Origin of the sequence: Psychrobacillus sp. MER TA 171 (assembly GCF_023713305.1) — a bacterium.
In the GTDB taxonomy this organism is placed as follows: domain Bacteria; phylum Bacillota; class Bacilli; order Bacillales_A; family Planococcaceae; genus Psychrobacillus.
In genome coordinates, this window is the sequence record NZ_JAMAWN010000002.1 from 41,201 (window position 1) to 58,428 (window position 17,228).

The following is a 17,228-nucleotide window of genomic DNA, read 5'->3' on the forward strand; positions in this document are numbered from 1 at the left end:
TCATTAATCAATAAAATAAGGATAATAAGTGAATGCAGTTATGCAAAAGCTCACTACAATGAATAGCAGTAGTCCTAATACAATAGGAGATCCTCTAAATTTAAATTGAAAAGGTGTAACCCCGCCACCATCCTGTCCATTCCAGCCTTTCAAATGAGCGTTCTCTTCATTGCTATTTCTATTAGAATTAAGTTGAAGAAACCAGATGAGGCCAAATACCGCTAAACTACCAAGAAAAATGACATCTACGAATTTCCAATCTAATAGAATAGAAACTCCCCATAATATAGCTGTTTCTACTAGGACAGTAGCTAAAATGATATATAAGTTTTTCACCCCATAATTCCCCCATTTAAACATTTATTGTAATTATCTGTTAATACTATTATACTCTAGAATTTGTAAATTAAGTAAACATTTTTTCGCTTTTCATTTTATTATTCAAAGGAGGTTTTTACAGATTTATATCGAAATAGTTTAAGGTGTAAGGAGGAATTTGATGCTAAATGATAGGGATTCACTACCAAAGGACAGAAGAATTGCTGGTGTTCATTGTATACCCATAACCGAACAAAGGCATGATCATGCTTTCGTGGGACAAGGCAGAACAGCAAATCACCACTATTGGAGGGCGTTTAGAAAATGGTGAGAGTTTGGAGAAGGCTTTAGAGCGGGAAGTGATGGAGGAAGTTGGAATCACGTTAACAGATGAAAGAGTTCCGTTTGCTTCCTGGTACTGGTCTACTACCGATACATATACAGTTTGGTACCTAAGCTTTAGAAATTAAATGGCTTACCAAATAAATCGTAAAGGCCCTCTTTTTCTTCTGGCTATGTTAAGGAATGAAATTAATTTATACGTTTTAAATATTCTACTTATTTACTCTTCTTTAAAATAAACATTACTCTAATAAAGGCACCGATAGCCACAGAAATGAAGATAGTAGATATTAAATTCATCACCCTAATAAATGTATGGGTCGTGTAAATAACTTGAACGCTTTGAACAATTACAATTAATCCGAATAAAATGATGACTATTATTACTTTCTTCAATTGGCTAACAACCTTTCTTACGTTACAGTAGTTGTTTTCATCTAACATTTTTTTCTAGTTAGTATTATTAACCTTAAATTCAACTTGCAATTTAAGGTTATAGTTTTTCTTTTGTTCAGTTTTCTCGTTAGCTTTCACATAAAAATCAGCAGAGCCGTTTACGATATAACGTCCTTCTGGAAATTCCTGATTCATAATTTGACTTATAAAATCTACATATTCTTTTTTATCCTCTGAAGTGTAGCCGCCACTTCCCCAATATTCTGCACGGAGTGGTTCCCCTTTTCTTAGTTTAGTGCTTAATAATGGAGTATCCATTCCGTATCCGATTTCAAAGTTTCTGGTAGTTTCAACCATTGGGAAAGAAAACGGGGAAGCTGAATGAAAAATTTCAATATCATCTTTTTCTCCTGTATATTCTAATTCAGCATAAATTTTTATAGGTTCATTCTTACCGTACTCTGCTTTTTCTGTCACAAGTCGATATACAAAATCTTCTTCTATAGCTTGGGCTTTTGTATCTAAAGGTTTCGTATCAGACGGTTCGGTATCAACCTTCCTATCAACCTTTTGTTGACAGCTCACTAAACATAAGGACAGAACTATTAAAGACACAAGGAAACCTATTTTATACATTATAATCCCTCTTTATTTTTATGAATTAGACGAGGAAAAAATATATTCGTTTCAAAGATCTAACGGCGGAATTGCTCATATCCCATTCTGAACACTAACTCCGATTTATTATTTGAACGGTAATAGTTGCTCCGAATCTTCGTATTTAGAAGCCATAGTCCCTACTAATCCCACTGCGTCACATTTATCGTCTTTACAACCAAAGATATATGCCTGCTCACTGGTATATACAATTACGTCATAGTGATAAGGAAATACCCCTCCCTTGTTTCTATCAACCATTTGATTGACTGCTAGAACTCCCTCTGATTCGTCTATTGTTTTAAATTTCTGACTGCTTATTACTAATTGTACCATTTCTCCTAAAATAACTTGATCTCTTTCGTTAGGTGTATACATCCCTTTCCAGAAAATATTGCCAAACAGCAATACATTTACACATAAACTTATAACTAAAATTATAACTAACCAATTTTTCATCTTTTCCTATCCCTCCTACCAGTTGTTCTAATGACAAACCATTGTGGGATGCAATTTAAAAGGAAGATAATAAAAAATATAGTTGTTTGCCTAAATGGTTTAAAAAAATATCCCCAATCCTCTTTTATATCCATCATGTGTATAAAATATAAAGAACTAATAGCAGATAATAAATTCCCTACAACTAGAACGGGTACAAATAGAAATGCTTTGCAAATATACGCTAGAGCTATACAAATGATGATCATTGATAGGTATCCGAGCAATGACCCTTTTGTATAATCCAAATACATGCCGTAGTAGCCAAAAGGCAAACAATAAAACAAAAGAACCAAAATAAGTAAACTCGTATTCCGCACCTTCCACTTATACTTTAAAAGGCTGCCTGTTAAAATGGCTAGGTATAGGAGAGAAACTATAAAAGAAAAATGTCCGTAGCTCAAATTCAATAATTTGTTTAGTCCAAAAAGTGGAATGACGAAAATAACATACAAGGGATATTGTATATTAGATAATACATCTAAGACAAAATAATCGAAAAGATGATTTTCCGTAAGATTTACCACAAATATAACCAAGGTTGCTATAAATCCAATCCCATATAAAGCAGTGCCATCCTTTACACTCGAGTAATATAGGAGGCCTATTAAGAAAAGTACAGAAATAGCTAAGTTGAAAATACTTATCCGATGGTCTGGAAATTTAATCGCAGGCATGAAATTAAGAAGCAATGCGCTGATGAAAATAACTATAATTATTATAATTTGATATTTGTTTATATCCTTCATATTAAAACTCCCCTTTAGTGTAATTTTACACTAAAGGGGAGTTTTAGACAACATTAAATTTTCTGACTAATAACATACCATTTATCTTTTGCTACCGCTTCATCAAATGTGCTAAGAATTCGATAATTTTCTTCATCTACTATTCGAAAATGCTTGCTAAGTACATTTTGCTGTAAGCGAAAACCATTTTTTACTTCAACGTTTTTCCACCATATATAGCCACCTAATGTTTTATCCTTTGGACGTATAATCACATCGTGGGCAGTGAGCTCTATTACCTCCATAGGATCTCCACCAATATGATTTTGCAAGGTTGGGCTATCACGGAATAAGGCACATATAGCGATAGTGGTCGTCCAATTTGCTAGTGTCCTTCCCTTTTCTATTTGAACTAATGTTTTTTTGGAGATTCCTAGTAGCTCCGCCATTTTATCTTGGGTATAGTCGTTCTCTACTCTGACTAGCTTGAGGCTTTCAGAAGTAATATGTATTAAGAAATCACGATCCATGCAAATCACCTCGCGTTGTTTACACTCATTATAACTGATACAGTTCCAACAACATACAGAAAGCTCAGTAATATAACTGAGCTCCTGCATGACAACTTTAATTAAACAACCTTCTATTCTTTAAAACTACCAAGCTCACCAAAAGTAGTAGTACACCTGAAAGAATAAATACTATTCTTACGCCGACTAAATCTACTGCAATACCTATGGCTAAGGAAGATATACCAAACAGCCCAGTAACTACTGTACCTAAAGATGTATAAACGGTTAATAACTTTTCTTTCGGGACGCTTCGCTGAATAATTGTTTGTTGCGGTATATTTTTCAATTGGCTAGTTAGTCCAATAGCTACAGATAATATAATCGCTAGTAATGGAAAACTTATAGAACCGAATAGGATGGTAAGAATACCGCTAATGAATGCGCCATAGCCGATAAAATATTGCTTATAGGTATCTGTCACAGTGGAATATTTCATACAAATAATGCTTCCTACTAATAATCCTATAAAAAATGCTCCATTAATAAAGCCCCACCATTGTTCTCCTTCATGGAGGGCAGTCTCCACATAAATATACAGAATGGCTGCTATCCAAACAGCCCCTGCTATCGTCTCTAGAATATCCATTAGCATAATTTTTTTAAGAACCGGAGTTTTCTTTATACTAATCCAGCCTTCGGAGAACTGGTTCCAGAGGGTATCTTTCTCATTTTCCTCATGACTTACATCTTCTAAAAGCCACATAAGTATAGTGGAAACTAAAAAGAAGCCACATACTATAAGTATTAACCAATTGGGGCTTAGCAATAAAAGTAACAATCCGCCGAACAACCAAGCACCAATTTGCAATAACTGAGTGACAGTTTCTACGATACTATTAGCCTTTATCAGCTGAGCATCTTCCACATAATGAGGTAGGAAAGCTCGCATGATCGGATTGGCACAGCCATCTAACAAAGCAATTCCACCTATTACAAAGAAAATGTACCAATAATTAGTTGAATGTATAAAAAACAAAAGAAAAACTACTAACAATGCTAATAGCAAAGTTTTTCCTGCCTGTGACCATACTAGTAAGAACTTTATCCTATATTTCCCAAGAAATAAAGGAGTCACTAAACTAGAAATAAACATTGCAGTAGTAATCGTAAATGGCACTATGGAAGAAATGGCGGCTGAACCCGTTAAGTCATATAGAACACTAATAACACCTACTAGATAAAAAACATCTCCAAGGTTTGCAATCGATTGACTAGTTAGTAATACTATAAAATTTTTATTTTGTTTCATAATTATCCCCCATATTAGTTTCGTTCATTTAATACGGAGTTAAATCAAATTGGACTATACATTATTTTTATCCTCTCGTCTAAATACCTTAAGGAGTAGCTCTGGGGGATACAAAGCTTCTCCTATATTTGGTATTATTTTTCTTAATAAATTCATTTTAATATTTCAGTCGGTTTACATTTCCTTTTATTAGTCTACCATTTGTTTTTTATAAACAATAGCAGTAATGATATAAATTACTACTGACCATAGAGCGATTATACCTAAATGGCTCCAAACTTCTCCAAACCCAGCTCCAGCATCTATCCTAGTTGCTAATTCTAATAGCTGAAGGTTTGGTATATATTCAATTACACTTAAAATAGGATATTTATCACTAAAGCTTTCGATTGCTGTTCCCATAGAGAACAATAAAATAACGGGCAACACGATCACAGAAGACTCCATTACTGATTTTGCTATTAACCCTAGTAAAGTACCTAAGCCTATAAAAAATATCGCACATAAGGCTAATCCTAATAATAATACAGGTACGTTGGCTGGAGAATACTCAGCAAGCATTACACTAACAATAGCTACTATCATTGTTAAAACGAATGATAATGCACTTTTCCCACCAAGAATTTCATACGTATTTGCAGGGGATAGCATTAATCCGCGCAGTGTATTTCTTTCTTTTTCCTCTGCAATCAAGCAGCATTGAACATACGAGCCTACCATTGTTAACGCAAAGCTTATCGTGAAATTACCATTCACCAATGGATCCATTCCCATCCGGCTAAAAATAGCTGCCATTAAAATAGGTAAAAAGACAACAACTGAGACTGCCATGTTTCTACTAAATTCCTTAAAGTCCTTTTGAAAAATTGCGTTTACACGTTTCCATGAAAATGTCATATTAATTCTCCTCCAGTCACTTTGACAAAAATATCACCTAATGTAGGCTCATTGGAATGTACAGTGGAAATACGATTTTCCTTCATCAATTGGAACATCGTATCTGCTCCAGCCTCATCCCTTTTGATTATGATCGTTTCATTGTTTGTTAGCTCAACGGTCATCGTTCCATCTGAAAATTGTTTCTTCAGCTCGCTAGGTTTATCCAATAATTGAATTTTCCCTTTATTTAAAAATGCAACTCGATCGCAAAGGGTTTCAGCCTCCTGCATGTCATGTGTTGTTAAAAAGATTGTGGTTCCTTTTTTATTTAATGCACGTAAGCCGGTATAAATATGTAACGTGTTTGTTGGATCTAACGCAGACGTTGGTTCATCTAAAAACAAAAGCTCTGGCTCATGGAGAATAGCTCTCGCTAGTACTACACGTTGTACCATTCCTTTAGATAATTCAGCGATTTTTTTCTTACGTGCCTCATTTAAGTTAACGAATCCAAGAGCCTCATCTACTTTCGAAATCGGTAAATCATATAGCTCACAGTAAAGCTTTAAATTTTCAAAAATTGTTAATCTACTATAGAGTCCACTATTATCGGTAAGAACACCGAATCGCTTTCGTTCACTAGCCTTTTTAAAGTTAGATACACTTTCGCCAAAAACGAACGCTTCCCCTTCTGTGGGATCCAGCTGACCCGTTAGTATTTTAATAGTAGTCGTTTTACCAGAACCACTTGGTCCAAGAAAACCAAAAATTTCACCTTTTTTTACTTGAAAGTTTACATCCTCCACTGCCTTAAAGTTGGAAAAATATTTGGCAAGGCCTTTTACTTCAATTACATTTTCCATTTGAAAACCTCCTAATTGTTTGGTTTAGCATTTCGTATCTACAACCTAAGATTAGAAGATATTTAATGGAAAGACATTATAATTACCGTGAAAGGAGTTAATTTTAGGATGAATGAACTCCTTTTTATGCTGAATGGAGCTTATTTGAGGCCCAACATTCCCTTTAAATCCGCCATTTTGGTCTTTGAGAGTGGTACGGACGATTTTTCTGAGTCATCTAGTACTAAGCTATAACTGTTTCTTGTCCAAGTAATGACTTCCCGCACTTTTTGTAAATTTACTATGTAGGAACGATGACAGCGAAAGAAACCAAAGGCCAATAATCTTTCTTCTAAGTCATTCAACGTAAAGGAACATGCAAAGCTTTCCCCTTTAATATGTAAATAGGTTTGTCCTTCTGTGCTTTCTATGTAATCAATCTCTGGAGGGTCAAATAATACAATTTTTTCATTTACTTTCGTCGGTATTTTTTCGAAACGAATTGGCTGAATTACTTTTTCTTCTACTACTTCATCGGTATTGGTAATTTTGTCAGTAGTCGGCTCACTCCTATCTATTACTTCACCATTGTCTTCTTCCTTAGTTAAAACTGGGCGCAGTCCTTTTTCATCTAATCGGTATACGTTATCGGAACAAGCAACTCCACTTTCTACTTGGCCAGTTAATATTAAGATTACTTTTTTTGCTAGACGTAGCTCTCTTAAAAGTGAAAAAAGAATCCTTTTCGACTCGATATCGAGATTTTGATCTGGTTCTTCCATTATGTATATATCAGGGTTTTGTATAAGCAACCATGCAAGCTGTACTCGCTTTCTTTCAGAGTAAGTCAAACTCTTTAGTTTCTTATTCTTTTGAGCATCTAGCTGCACTGCTTGTAATATGCTTTCTATTTGTTCAGAGGAATTAAATAGTTTTTGATAATATTTTAAAGTTTCAACTACCGTTAGTCGTTCATAACAACCTTCATGTAAAAAGAAAAAACCTATTTTTTTATCTGGGAGATAATCTACTTTACCATTGGAAAGTCGTGTTTTTCCTAGAAATGTATTTAAAAGCTGCTCTTTAACATTTACTGTAGAAACGATTGCCGTTACCTCTCCGGGTTGTATTGTCAAATCAAATTCAGGAAAATGAATCATATCATTTGTATGCTTACCAGCTTGAATGAATTTTAACGTCATAAATATATCCTCTATTCTATGTATTCTGTTAAATTTAATTATACCAATATATTCATAATTTTACATATGAAATAAAACCACGAGCCATAATTAGCTCGTGGTTTTAGCTTTTATAGAGCAATAGCTTGTTTTTCCTTTTTCTCTCGAGTAAATAATTGGATGATGAATAATATAGCGAAAATAATTAACCCTGTAATATCAGAAATACCTTCTGGATAGATTAACAATAAACCTGCACCTATTGCCAGTATTCTTTCAATCCAGCTGACTTTTCGATACCAATATCCAATCATACCTGCTCCAATAGAAATCATTCCAGTAACAGCGGTGAATGTTACCCAGATAATTTCCCCGAATGTCGTATCAATCATGAGCAACGTCGGAGAAAATACAATCATATAAGGTATTATAAAGGCGGCAATCGCTAGTTTAGAAGATTGAACACCTGTCTTAATAGGATCTCCACCAGAAATACCCGAGGCTGCAAAGGCGGCCAGTGCTACCGGAGGGGTTATATCTGCTACTATTCCAAAATAGAATACAAAGAAGTGAGCAGACAATATGACAACTAGTGGTATTGCATTTTGTGCTACATCTGGTGCTAGTAAGGTAATGATAGCTGGTGCAGCAATAGTCGACGTTATAACATAATTTGCAGTTGTTGGAGCTCCCATTCCTAAAATTAGAGATGCAATCATAACGAAGAATAAGGTTAGTATAATACTTCCACCCGCTAGCTTAACTAAGCTAGTTGCTAGACTAAGACCTAATCCTGTTTTCACGACTACTCCTACAATTATCCCAGCACAAGCAGTGGCTGCTACTACACCTAGTGCAGTTCGTGCCCCGTCTACTAAAGCATCTAAAATTTCTTTTGGCCCTAAACGTGTACTTTTGTTAATCGCACCTACAACTATACATGCTACCACGCCATATAACGCAGCATGGATAACTGGTACACCTGTCATCATTAAAATAATGATTAAGAAAATCGGTAAGATTAAATAAATCTTTTTAAAGATTTCTTTACGATCTGGCATTTGTTCATCTGTTAACCCACTTAACCCCAAACGTTTTGCTTCAAAATGAGTCATAATCCAAATTCCTGTAAAGTAAAGAAGCGCTGGAATTGCTGCAGCTTTCGCAATATCCCAATAGGTAACTCCACGTCCGATAAATTCTACCATTAGAAACGCGGCTGCCCCCATAATCGGTGGCATTAACTGTCCACCGGTCGATGCAGATGCCTCCACAGCTCCAGCGAACTCCTTTTTATAGCCTAATGATTTCATCATTGGAATGGTGTAAGATCCTGAAGTAACAACGTTTGCTACCGAACTCCCGGAAATAGTTCCTTGTAAAGCTGAGGAGAAGATTGCAACCTTTGCAGGTCCTCCAACCATTTTCCCAGCAATAGCTACTGCGAGGTCATTAAAATACTGTCCAACCCCGGTTTTAACTAGAAATGCTCCAAACAATAGGAATGCAAAAATATACGTAGAGGAAACTGCTAACGGTGTTCCTAGAATTCCATCCGTTGAAAAGAACATTAGCTTAACGATATTATCTAAGCTTTGTCCTCGATGAGCCATAAACGCAGGGAAGTATTCTCCAAAATAGGCATATACTAAAAATAACCCTGCTATAATAGTGATCGGCAAGCCTACAGCTCGGCGTGCAGCCTCTAAAACTAATATAATAGCAACTAAACCGACTATAAAGTCTAAGGTTTCTAGACCACCTAAACTTTTAACAAGTCGTTCGTAATTAATTACCCAATGGCTTCCTACAAAAATTGCCGCTGCTCCTAGTATATAATCATAAAACGGTATTTTTGTTTTAGAAAGTTTCTTACGAGCTGGGAATAATAAAAATACAAATAATAAACCGAAGCCCAAATGAACAGTACGCTGTATTTGCGCTGGATACTGTCCAAAAATTGCCGTATACAACTGAAATAAAGAGAATGCTAGCAAGCCAAAATAAATAACATATTTAAAATTACTACCTACACTACGTGTATTAGATTCTGGATCGTATTTCTCTAGCAGCGCTTGCTGTTCCTCAGCTGACAACTCTTTAAAATTACTTTCTTCTGCATTCCGCTCTTTTTTATTGCCTTTATTATTGCTCATTCAGGTTAACTCCTCTCGCTATGTCAAATAATGATAGCTTTTTCACTTCGAATAAATAAGATTTCCCTTTTTCTAGTTTTACTTTTAAATTGTATTTCTTCTTTTGGTATTGTAAAAAAAGCTGATCTTCAACATCTCCTACAAACATAGTAAAAGAAGGCAACGCTTCATGAGCATACGATAGAGTGTATAAACCATCTTTATATACAAGTGTTTGCCCCTCTTCTGCGTAGCTCGGCATTCCAATCGCAACGTCACTATATTCCATTGATAGTAAGAGAATTTCCTTGTTATTTAGTACCCGGTAATTTTCAATAACATCTGTTTTATGTATAGTATGAGTAAAAATAATTTGGAATTCTTTTTCCTTTTTTAAAGGAAGATAATGAGTAATTGGTAATTCCGTACGTGTTTCGGTAAAGGAGAGGGCAGGTACAAAAGGTATAAAGATAAAAGAGAAAGTTATCATTATAAGAACAATAATTATTTTATTTTTCATGAAGTGGAAAGCCTCTCTTAATTAGAAAAGAGACTCGAAGCTGTACGCATCAAAGCCTCTTTTCACTAATGATTACTTGTTTACTTCATCAAAATATTTTTGAGCACCTGGATGAACTTCTATTCCAATACCATCTAGAGCAGTTTCTGCTTTAATAAATTCACCTTTAGCATGGCTAATTTTATCTGTATTGCCATAAATCGCTTTTGTGATTTCATAAACTAAATCCTCTGGAAGGTCTTTCTTAACTGCTAGCATTGCTAATACAGAAACTACTGGAACTTCTTCAGAAAGACCGTAAGTACCTTTAGGCACAGCATCTACAGCATAATAAGGATATTTTTCAATAAGTTCTTTTGCTTTATCTTCTGTAACAGAAATAATATTTACTTTTTTAGTTGCATTTAAAGCTTCCACTGCGGAAGTTGGGTAACCTGCAGTGATAAATGCAGCTTGAATTTGTCCAGTTGATAACCCATCAGTAGATTCACCAAAATCTAAGTTTTGAGCTTCAATATCATCTTCTATTGATAGACCATGAATTTCTAAAAGTTGCTCAGCATTTGCATATGTTCCTGAACCAGGAGCCCCTACAGAAACCTTTTTGCCTTTAAGATCCTCAAATGAATTAATTCCTGAATCCGCTAAGGTAACTAGTTGAACAGTTTCTGGATAAAGTGCACCAATTGCAACTACCGTATCTAACTTGTTTCCTTCGAACATTTCTGTTCCTTCTGTACCATAATAAGCGATATCAGTTTGTACGAAGGCAATTTGCCCTTCATCATCTTCATGTAAAGCTGTCATATTCGCAGCGGAAGCTTGAGATACCTCAGCAGTTGTTTTTATACCTGTCTCTTCAGTAACTAAATCAGCAAAAGTACCACCTAGTGGGTAATACGTACCTTGCGTTCCACCAGTTAATATACTTAAAAATTTATAATCTGCTTTTGTTTTGGCTGAGTCCCCAGAACCCGAGTCTGACCCACTATCGGAGTCACTAGTTCCACAAGCTGCTAAAAATACTAAAGCAAAAATGCTTAAGACTGCTAACCATTTAAATTGTCTAGTTTTCATATTTTACATTTCCTCCCTTTTTATATAAAAGTACCCTTTGTTCTCTATAATTCTATCATAAATACTTCATACGATGTCAATTAATTAAGTAAATTCCGTTAATTTGCAGAAAAGTAGCGAGCGTTAATTCCAGAGATTTCAATAGACAATAAGAATTTTGTCCAAATAAAAAAACATACATTGTATCGTGTAGATACAGTGTATGTTTTGTCGTTTATCATTATGAACAGCTATCGTAAGTAGTGTTTTTAACCTTAGAGCCAGTTTCTCCTCTAAGAAGATCACCTTCGGTAGATTCAATAATTTGGTTAGTAACATTGTTTGAGATTGAATTAGCAACTAGCTGTAACAGACTATTTACATCACCTTGAGATTGCTTAAATTCTTGAACAATTGGAATACTGTCGATTTCTTCTTCGATTGCAGCAATTTTACCTTCAATCATCTTCAATGCTTTTTCTTTTCCAAGATGCTGGAAGTTAACTGCTTGTTTTTGTAAGCTCTTTAAGCTAGCAATTTTCTCGCGTACGGATTGATTTTCATTAATTTGTGCTTCTGCACGTTTAAAGAAGTCAACTTCTTCCGTGTTTGCAATCATAGTAGCTATTTCTCTAGCCTTCTCAATAATATCGTCTCTAGTGTATTTAGTAGTCATTATATACCCACCTTTTCCTCAATTGTTGCTTCTACTAGTTCACCAGTAAGTGACCATGTTTTTGCATTTGTAATTTTAACTTGTACAAGCTTCCCAATAATATCTTTAGGTCCAACAAAATTCACTAGTTTGCTTTTACGGGTATATCCAGCAAGTACATCAGGGTTATTTTTACTTTCCCCTTCTACTAATACCTCTACAATATCGCCTTCTAGCTTCTTCATAGCTTCCGCAGACATTTCGTTTACTAGTGCATTTAAACGTTGAAGTCTTTCCTTCTTCACTTCCATTGGCACGTTATCAATCATTTTAGCTGCTGGAGTGCCTTCACGTGGAGAATAAATATAAGTGTATGCAATTTCAAATCCTACCTCTTTATAAAGAGATAGTGTTTCCTCAAATTGTTCGTCCGTTTCATTAGGGAAACCAACAATAATGTCCGTTGACAATGAAGCATTCGGAATAGCAGTTTTAATCTTTCTTACTAGCTCTAAATAATGTTCTCTTGTATATTTACGAGCCATAATTTTTAGAATATCAGATGATCCTGACTGAACTGGTAAATGAATATGCTCTACCAAGTTGCCGCCCTTTGCTAAAACTTCGATTAAATGATCATCAAAATCTCTAGGATGACTAGTCATAAAACGAATTCTCGCTACATCAATTTTATTTAAATCATCCATTAAGTCACCAAAACGATAATCTAAGTCAGTAAAGTCTTTTCCATAAGCGTTTACATTCTGACCAAGAAGTGTAATTTCCTTATAGCCTTGAGCTGCAAGGTGGCGAATTTCTTGAATAATATCCTCTGGTCGACGGCTACGCTCTTTACCTCGTGTATATGGCACGATGCAATATGTACAGAACTTATCACAGCCATACATAATGTTAACCCAGGCTTTAATAGACCCCTTACGCACTCGCGGAAGGTTCTCTATTACATCCCCTTCTTTAGACCATACTTCAATAACCATCTCTTTTGATAGGTACGCCTCATTAAGAATGTTAGGTAGACGGTGAATATTGTGTGTGCCAAAAATCATATCTACTTGATCGTACGTTTTCAAAATTTTCTTTACTACGGATTCTTCCTGGGACATACATCCACAAACTCCAATAAGCAAATCAGGATTATTTCTTCTTAAATGCTTTAAATGACCAAGTTCACCAAATACTTTGTTCTCCGCGTTCTCACGAATAGCGCAAGTATTTAAAAGGATGACATTCGCATCTTCCACTGTATTAGTTGGCTCATATCCCAACTGCATGAAAATCCCAGCCATTACTTCTGTGTCATGTTCATTCATTTGACATCCATAGGTACGTATATAAAATTTACGATTTTGTCCCATCCCTTTGAATTCATCTGCAATTGAAAAGTCGTTGTGATAAGCCACTTCTTCTTTCCCACGTTTTTTTGCATCTTTTAAGGACGGGGGAGTGTAAACTGCTTGAAAATATTTGCTATAATCTTTCTCCACGTTTTTCTCGGGAGAAGTAGTTTCTTTTATTTGAGTACTTTGTAAACGTGATTCCTCGTTCATAAGAACTCCCCTTTCTTTCATTCGCCAAAATCCGAATATCCATCCTATTATACTGAATAGTGCTCCATTGCTACAAGGCATTAAGCTTAAAATTTCTTATTTAGACAAAATATGTGCGGTTTTTTGGTTTATATAGTGCATTTAATGGGAATTAGATAAGATTGTGATTTGAATAATAGAGTTTGTTCTGCTGGGATTCCCTTGTTTTAGGGGGTCCTTTTTTAAGTTGTTATGGTGGTTTGGGAGAAACAATTCTGGCATGGCGGTTTGGTGAGTTTCTGGTTATGGGTGGTTTGTTGGAGTTTATGGGGCACTTGTCCATGCTTTATGGGCTGCTTTCAACTTGTTATGGGACACTTTACTATTACTTATGGGCGTTTTCTTTGTTTATGGGCGGTTTACTGTGATTTATGGGACACTTGTCCATGCTTTATGGGCGGTTTTCAACTTGTTATGGGACACTTTGCTATTACTTATGGGCGGTTTCTTTGTTTATGGGCGGTTTACTGTGATTTATGGGACACTTGTCCATACTTTATGGGCGGTTCTCAACTTGTTATGGGACACTTTGCTATTACTTATGGGCGGTTTCTTTGTTTATGGGCGGTTTACTGTGATTTATGGGACACTTGTCCATACTTTATGGGCGGTTTCACTCGTTTAGGTGCGCTTTCCTATCCTTTAGGTGACACTTCCATATACTTTACGTGCACTTCTCAACCCTTTAGGTGCGGCTCCACACTATTTAGGTGCAACTCTCTCGCTTAGGTGCGCTCCTACCCCCTACAAGTGCACCTCCCAACATTTACGTGCAACCATCCACACAACCTTAGCAGAGATTCTACTCTTAATTATCCCTATAAACACAAAAAAGCTCATGAACGATAATCGTTCATGAGCTTAGTATTCATTTACATAAAATCTTTTAACAATGCATCAAACTCTTTTTCACTCATCTTCAAGTTTTGATCAACAAGCGGTGTTGGAGCATATCCAGGTACTTGATCCTGGTAAGAAGGTGCATTTTCATCCTGATAGATGATTCCAGTTACTAGTCCTTCATTTTCCATTACTACTCGCATTGCTTCCTCACGATTAGCGGAGTCGTAGCCTTCCACATTAGATAGCTTCGTTAAATTCTCTTTGAACCAGTCATATGTGTTTACTTTGTTATAAGTGACACATGGGCTGAACACGTTGATAAACGAGAAGCCTTTATGCTGGATACCTGCTTCGATAATTGCAGTTAATTCTTTAATATCTGAAGAGAAGCCCTGTGCGACAAATGTAGCTCCAGAAGTCAGTGCTAGCTCCAGTGGTTTAACAGAAGGTTCTATTGCTCCACCTGGAGTAGACTTCGTTTTAAAGCCTTCTGCTGAACGTGGAGATGTTTGTCCTTTAGTCAATCCATAAATCTGGTTGTCCATTACTACATAGGTCAAATCAATATTACGGCGAATTGAGTGGATTGTGTGTCCCATACCAATGGCAAACCCATCTCCGTCACCACCAGATGCGATTACGTGTAAATCCTTATTAGCCATTTTTAAACCTTGTGCAATTGGTAAAGCTCTGCCGTGTATACCATGGAAGCCATAAGAATGGATATAGCCAGAAATACGTCCAGAACATCCGATACCAGAGATGACTGCTAAATCATGCGGCTGGATGCCTACGTTTGCTGCTGCACGCTGTATTGCTGCTTGCACAGAAAAGTCACCACATCCTGGGCACCAGTTTGGTTTTACATTGTTACGAAAATCTTTAAATGTTACCATCTGTTAGCATCTCCTTCACTTGTTTTGCAAGACTTAATGGCAAGAATGGAGTGCCATCATATTTCAATACACTCACTATTTTGTCATGACCGCCGACGTTCATTTTAATAATGTTTGCCAATTGTCCTGTTGCATTGTTTTCTACCACTACTACTTTTTTAGCTTTAGCTACTAGCGGCTGCATTTGTTCGGTTGGGAATGGGTGAATTAAGCGAATATGTGCATGGTTCACTTTCACTCCATTGTCATTTAGTGTTTGTTGTAGTTCTTCTAGTACTCCGCGAGTAGAATTGAATCCTACAAATAATATATCTGCTTCTTCATGAGGGGCGTTAACGTACACTGGCTCATCGAAGTTAACAAACTTTAATTTTTTCATACGCTTGTCCATTTGAGCTTGACGGTTTAATGCTGCTTCAGAAGGTTTGCCAGTTTCATCATGCTCTACACCTGTTACATGGTGAATTGCATGCTTCATACCTGGTAATACACGTGGTGAAATACCATCTTCGGTTACTTCATATCGTTTGAAATAACTTTTATCTTCTGTTTCTGGAAGCTCTTCGTTGTCCATTAAACGACCACGACGGATTTCTATTTTCGAATAATCAAATGGCTCCACTGTTTGCTTACCAAGTGATAGCTGTAAGTCCGAAAGAATAATGACAGGTAGTTGCAATTCTTCAGCAATATTAAATGCTTGGATCGTATCATAGAACGCTTCTTCTCCGGTACTTGGTGCAATGACCACCTTTGGAATTTCCCCATGCGTACCATAAATCATTTGCATTAAATCAGACTGTTCTTGTTTGGTCGGTAATCCTGTAGATGGGCCCCCACGCTGTGTGTCCACAATTACTAATGGTTGCTCTGTCATACCGGACAATCCAATTGCTTCCATCATTAGAGACAGGCCAGGCCCAGCAGACGCAGTAAATGCACGTACACCACCGTAGTTAGAACCAATTGCCATTGTTGCTGCAGCAATTTCATCTTCTGTTTGAATGACTGCTCCTCCAAATAGAGGCAGCTTTTTAATCATATACTCCATTATTTCAGAAGCTGGAGTAATTGGATAAGCTGCCATAAAGCGTACGCCTGCAGTTAATGCGCCCATAGCTATTGCATCATTACCAATCATGAATAAACGCTGTTTGCCGTCAGCTGGAGCTATTTCCCACTCTCCAAGACGGTCCCCAAGCTGCTCAGCCATCGTGTCATATCCTTGTTGAATAGCCTGCATATTTTTTTCTACAACTTCTTCACCTTTTTTACCAAAGATTTCATCAACGACTCCTTGGAAAACGGCTTTGTCTAGGTTTAATAAAGCAGATGTAGCTCCAATTGCCACCATGTTCTTCATGAGAGAGGTTCCAAGGCTAGAAGCAATCTCTGTAAAAGGTACGATATACATTGGTGCTAAACAGTCCTCTGGTGCCTCTGGTGAAAATTTAGCATCTGCTAGTATGATACTTTTTTCTGTAAGCTCTTTATAATTGACTTCAATCGTTTCTTGATCGAATGCCACTAAAATATCTAAGTTATCTGGAATGGTACGTACTTGAGTAGGACGCACACAAATTTTATTATTAGTATGTCCGCCTTTAATTCGAGAAGAGAAATGACGGTATCCATATAAGTAGTACCCAAGGCGATTCATAGCCATAGAGAATATTTCGCCTGTACTCTCAATACCCTCTCCTTGCTGCCCTCCTACTTTCCAAGAAAGCTGTTGCAACATATAAACATCTCCTTACTGTTCTCTTTAAATGCTTTTTTCCTTCATTAGTTTATCACGAAGTAGCGATATACACTATGTATTACCTGTACTTTTATGGAATTTCAGACCTTTGA

The 17,228-nt window shown here is 36.3% G+C and carries 18 protein-coding genes; 1 reads left to right on the forward strand and 17 read right to left on the reverse strand.

Annotation, left to right across the window (positions count from 1 at the left end):
• Nucleotides 1–3: 3 nt before the first annotated feature.
• Nucleotides 4–336: a hypothetical protein gene (locus tag M3627_RS02325; protein WP_169358676.1), complete on the reverse strand. Its 333-nt coding sequence runs from the start codon at nt 334–336 to the stop codon at nt 4–6.
• A gap of 242 nt (nt 337–578) precedes the next feature.
• Here M3627_RS02325 and M3627_RS02330 point away from each other — a divergent pair, with 242 nt between their 5' ends.
• Nucleotides 579–788: an NUDIX hydrolase gene (locus tag M3627_RS02330; RefSeq protein WP_251552859.1), complete on the forward strand. Its 210-nt coding sequence runs from the start codon at nt 579–581 to the stop codon at nt 786–788.
• Between the two features lie 88 nt (nt 789–876).
• On the opposite strand, the gene M3627_RS02335 is transcribed toward M3627_RS02330, so the two are convergent.
• From M3627_RS02335 to M3627_RS02410, 16 genes are all read right to left on the reverse strand, one after another.
• Nucleotides 877–1,104, reverse strand: a complete 228-nt coding sequence (locus M3627_RS02335; protein ID WP_251552860.1) for a hypothetical protein — start codon at nt 1,102–1,104, stop codon at nt 877–879.
• 6 nt (nt 1,105–1,110) lie between these two features.
• Nucleotides 1,111–1,692 (reverse strand): hypothetical protein, encoded by a 582-nt coding sequence (locus tag M3627_RS02340; protein WP_251552861.1) that lies wholly within the window; start codon nt 1,690–1,692, stop codon nt 1,111–1,113.
• 108 nt (nt 1,693–1,800) lie between these two features.
• Nucleotides 1,801–2,172: a hypothetical protein gene (locus M3627_RS02345; protein WP_251552862.1), complete on the reverse strand. Its 372-nt coding sequence runs from the start codon at nt 2,170–2,172 to the stop codon at nt 1,801–1,803.
• Nucleotides 2,169–2,960 carry a hypothetical protein gene (locus M3627_RS02350; RefSeq protein ID WP_251552863.1) on the reverse strand — a complete coding sequence of 264 codons (792 nt, stop codon included), beginning with the start codon at nt 2,958–2,960 and terminating at the stop codon, nt 2,169–2,171. The genes M3627_RS02345 and M3627_RS02350 overlap by 4 nt, the downstream gene beginning before the upstream one ends.
• A gap of 53 nt (nt 2,961–3,013) precedes the next feature.
• Nucleotides 3,014–3,469 carry a helix-turn-helix transcriptional regulator gene (locus M3627_RS02355; RefSeq protein ID WP_251552864.1) on the reverse strand — a complete coding sequence of 152 codons (456 nt, stop codon included), beginning with the start codon at nt 3,467–3,469 and terminating at the stop codon, nt 3,014–3,016.
• A gap of 97 nt (nt 3,470–3,566) precedes the next feature.
• Nucleotides 3,567–4,760, reverse strand: a complete 1,194-nt coding sequence (locus M3627_RS02360; RefSeq protein ID WP_251552865.1) for an MFS transporter — start codon at nt 4,758–4,760, stop codon at nt 3,567–3,569.
• Nucleotides 4,761–4,949: 189 nt separating this feature from the next.
• Entirely contained in the window at nt 4,950–5,657 is a 708-nt protein-coding gene (locus M3627_RS02365) for an ABC transporter permease (protein WP_251552866.1), read from the reverse strand.
• Nucleotides 5,654–6,502, reverse strand: coding sequence for an ABC transporter ATP-binding protein (locus M3627_RS02370; protein ID WP_169358666.1), 849 nt, complete (start codon nt 6,500–6,502; stop codon nt 5,654–5,656). The genes M3627_RS02365 and M3627_RS02370 overlap by 4 nt, the downstream gene beginning before the upstream one ends.
• 140 nt (nt 6,503–6,642) lie before the next feature.
• Nucleotides 6,643–7,683, reverse strand: coding sequence for a LytTR family transcriptional regulator DNA-binding domain-containing protein (locus tag M3627_RS02375; protein ID WP_169358665.1), 1,041 nt, complete (start codon nt 7,681–7,683; stop codon nt 6,643–6,645).
• Between the two features lie 110 nt (nt 7,684–7,793).
• Nucleotides 7,794–9,818 carry a TRAP transporter permease gene (locus M3627_RS02380; protein WP_251552867.1) on the reverse strand — a complete coding sequence of 675 codons (2,025 nt, stop codon included), beginning with the start codon at nt 9,816–9,818 and terminating at the stop codon, nt 7,794–7,796.
• Nucleotides 9,808–10,317, reverse strand: coding sequence for a DUF1850 domain-containing protein (locus M3627_RS02385; RefSeq protein WP_251552868.1), 510 nt, complete (start codon nt 10,315–10,317; stop codon nt 9,808–9,810). Before M3627_RS02385 ends, M3627_RS02380 begins: the two co-directional genes overlap by 11 nt.
• Before the next feature lie 72 nt (nt 10,318–10,389).
• Complete coding sequence (locus tag M3627_RS02390; RefSeq protein WP_169358662.1) at nt 10,390–11,394, reverse strand: TAXI family TRAP transporter solute-binding subunit; 1,005 nt, start codon at nt 11,392–11,394, stop codon at nt 10,390–10,392.
• 220 nt (nt 11,395–11,614) lie between these two features.
• Nucleotides 11,615–12,049: a YlbF/YmcA family competence regulator gene (locus M3627_RS02395; protein WP_169358661.1), complete on the reverse strand. Its 435-nt coding sequence runs from the start codon at nt 12,047–12,049 to the stop codon at nt 11,615–11,617.
• Entirely contained in the window at nt 12,049–13,596 is a 1,548-nt protein-coding gene (miaB, locus tag M3627_RS02400; RefSeq protein ID WP_251552869.1) for a tRNA (N6-isopentenyl adenosine(37)-C2)-methylthiotransferase MiaB, read from the reverse strand. Before miaB ends, M3627_RS02395 begins: the two co-directional genes overlap by 1 nt.
• A 911-nt stretch (nt 13,597–14,507) precedes the next feature.
• Nucleotides 14,508–15,374: a 2-oxoacid:ferredoxin oxidoreductase subunit beta gene (locus M3627_RS02405; RefSeq protein ID WP_251552870.1), complete on the reverse strand. Its 867-nt coding sequence runs from the start codon at nt 15,372–15,374 to the stop codon at nt 14,508–14,510.
• The gene (locus M3627_RS02410; RefSeq protein ID WP_169358658.1) at nt 15,361–17,115 is read right to left on the reverse strand and encodes a 2-oxoacid:acceptor oxidoreductase subunit alpha; all 1,755 of its coding nucleotides are present in this window, start codon (nt 17,113–17,115) and stop codon (nt 15,361–15,363) included. The genes M3627_RS02405 and M3627_RS02410 overlap by 14 nt, the downstream gene beginning before the upstream one ends.
• Between the last annotated feature and the right edge of the window lie 113 nt (nt 17,116–17,228).

Bases quoted from the DNA above. Each gene is read 5' to 3' on its own strand.
- M3627_RS02330 (WP_251552859.1), top strand. From the start codon at position 579: ATGATCATGCTTTCGTGGGACAAGGCAGAACAGCAAATCACCACTATT.
- M3627_RS02335 (WP_251552860.1), bottom strand. From the start codon at position 1,104: ATGTTAGATGAAAACAACTACTGTAACGTAAGAAAGGTTGTTAGCCAA.
- M3627_RS02340 (WP_251552861.1), bottom strand. From the start codon at position 1,692: ATGTATAAAATAGGTTTCCTTGTGTCTTTAATAGTTCTGTCCTTATGT.
- M3627_RS02345 (WP_251552862.1), bottom strand. From the start codon at position 2,172: ATGAAAAATTGGTTAGTTATAATTTTAGTTATAAGTTTATGTGTAAAT.
- M3627_RS02350 (WP_251552863.1), bottom strand. From the start codon at position 2,960: ATGAAGGATATAAACAAATATCAAATTATAATAATTATAGTTATTTTC.
- M3627_RS02355 (WP_251552864.1), bottom strand. From the start codon at position 3,469: ATGGATCGTGATTTCTTAATACATATTACTTCTGAAAGCCTCAAGCTA.
- M3627_RS02360 (WP_251552865.1), bottom strand. From the start codon at position 4,760: ATGAAACAAAATAAAAATTTTATAGTATTACTAACTAGTCAATCGATT.
- M3627_RS02365 (WP_251552866.1), bottom strand. From the start codon at position 5,657: ATGACATTTTCATGGAAACGTGTAAACGCAATTTTTCAAAAGGACTTT.
- M3627_RS02370 (WP_169358666.1), bottom strand. From the start codon at position 6,502: ATGGAAAATGTAATTGAAGTAAAAGGCCTTGCCAAATATTTTTCCAAC.
- M3627_RS02375 (WP_169358665.1), bottom strand. From the start codon at position 7,683: ATGACGTTAAAATTCATTCAAGCTGGTAAGCATACAAATGATATGATT.
- M3627_RS02380 (WP_251552867.1), bottom strand. From the start codon at position 9,818: ATGAGCAATAATAAAGGCAATAAAAAAGAGCGGAATGCAGAAGAAAGT.
- M3627_RS02385 (WP_251552868.1), bottom strand. From the start codon at position 10,317: ATGAAAAATAAAATAATTATTGTTCTTATAATGATAACTTTCTCTTTT.
- M3627_RS02390 (WP_169358662.1), bottom strand. From the start codon at position 11,394: ATGAAAACTAGACAATTTAAATGGTTAGCAGTCTTAAGCATTTTTGCT.
- M3627_RS02395 (WP_169358661.1), bottom strand. From the start codon at position 12,049: ATGACTACTAAATACACTAGAGACGATATTATTGAGAAGGCTAGAGAA.
- miaB (WP_251552869.1), bottom strand. From the start codon at position 13,596: ATGAACGAGGAATCACGTTTACAAAGTACTCAAATAAAAGAAACTACT.
- M3627_RS02405 (WP_251552870.1), bottom strand. From the start codon at position 15,374: ATGGTAACATTTAAAGATTTTCGTAACAATGTAAAACCAAACTGGTGC.
- M3627_RS02410 (WP_169358658.1), bottom strand. From the start codon at position 17,115: ATGTTGCAACAGCTTTCTTGGAAAGTAGGAGGGCAGCAAGGAGAGGGT.